General features: G+C 61.5%; 1 protein-coding gene. It reads left to right on the top strand.

The window, feature by feature from the left end; genetic code table 11:
• On the top strand, positions 1-1,247 hold a 1,247-nt coding region (locus RSSM_RS33690; RefSeq protein WP_044302323.1), incomplete at its 5' end, for a hypothetical protein.
• Positions 1,248-1,529 lie beyond the last annotated feature (282 nt).

The raw sequence follows: 1,529 nt of genomic DNA, 5'->3' as shown, positions 1-1,529 counted from the left end.
TGCTCGATGACGATCCCGACGATGTCCGCGGCAGCAAGCCGGCTGAGGTCATGATGGACGTCACCAGCCGCCGGCGTCGGCGGAGCGGATCGCCGATCAAGACGATTCTCGGCGTGGCCGTTGGTGGACTGTTGTCGTTGCCGATCGTCGGGACGATCCTGCATTTCCTCGGTCAAGATATCCCGGTCATCAGCGATGTCTTGCCGCGTATCGGCGGATCGAACACCCAGGTGCGTGCGAACACTCCGATGCCGCTCGACAATTTCGAACCGCGGATTGTGGAAGACGACATGCAAGCGAACGAGCCGGTGACCGGACGGTCGATCGGTGAGGAACTGAGCGACGAGACGGCGGGAGACACGACACCTGACCCAGCCGCGTCGGCTCTGGAGGAAATCACCGGAGCCCCAGTCATGGCGGCGGACGCCGGCAACCAAACCGATTCGTTCACACCGCCGGCGGACGATAGTTTCGGCAGCGAGTCAACCGCGATCGAAGACATCGGAGCCGGTGAAATGGTCGACCCGATCGCGAGCGGCGACCCGGTCGGTGCTGATCCCGCCGATACCGCCACCGACGAGTTGGGGCTGCCTGATTCGTTCTCGCCCGAGCCGCCTGTTGCCGAGAGTGCGGATTCTCCATCGGGTTTTGATCTCCCCGGGGCTGGCTCGGATTCCGATGATTTGTTCGGCGACTCGTCCGCGATTGAGGAAATGTCCAGCGAGGACGTGGCTGCCGATCCGGCCGACATGAGTTTGCCGACGCTGCCCGAAACACCGGCTTTCGACGTCACGGCCGAGGTCGCTCAGGTGAGTTCGACTCTTGATGCGATTTATCAGATGGATGCGAACGATCCACAGCGAAACGAACAAATTCAAAACGCGTACGAGTCGCTCTCACGTCTCGCCGGTGAGGTGCCTGCCGATTCGGTATCGCAGCTCCAACCGGTGCTTCGCGATCTAGCGTCAAACGTGGGCGTGGTGGTCGCGTTCGCGAAGACTTCGCCCGAGTGGATTGCCAAATCGAGCGAAGAGCGGGGCGGCGATGGAGCGTTGGTGGTCGGCAAGATGTCCGGTGGACCGGGAGCCGAGACATTCCTGTTGAGTAACAAACAAGAGGTACCGGTAACCCTGCCGCCGAATACCGATTCCTCCCCGAGCGGCATCCAGATCGGTCTCGGTCAGGTCCAAGGCAGCGGCCGAAACGCGACCCTGTCGCTAGACCTCCTGCAAGGCGTCTCGCAGTAGAGCAAAACACGTACGCCCGCCTCTCTCCGAGACGGACAATCCACGGTCGTCTCACGAGGGAATCAAAAGACATCGGTATATCGTGCTAACCATCGCCTGTCCTCGGTCTTGGAAAGACCGAGCTACGTGGGTGAGCCGAACGGCCGTCAGGCCTCGGGTGGAAACGCGGATCGATTTTCCAGTCCCAACCTGCCGAAAACCCGAGTGCTCACGCACTTCGGCTCACTGCTAGGGGCGAGCTGTCACGTAGGTCCGCATCTCCGAGGCGGACAATCCACGATC

The sequence above is a fragment of the Aporhodopirellula sallentina SM41 genome, from assembly GCF_000346505.1.
Taxonomy (GTDB): domain Bacteria; phylum Planctomycetota; class Planctomycetia; order Pirellulales; family Pirellulaceae; genus Rhodopirellula; species Rhodopirellula sallentina.
The sequence above is the reverse complement of the archived record's forward strand: the minus strand, read 5'-3'. Positions and strand labels throughout refer to the sequence as shown.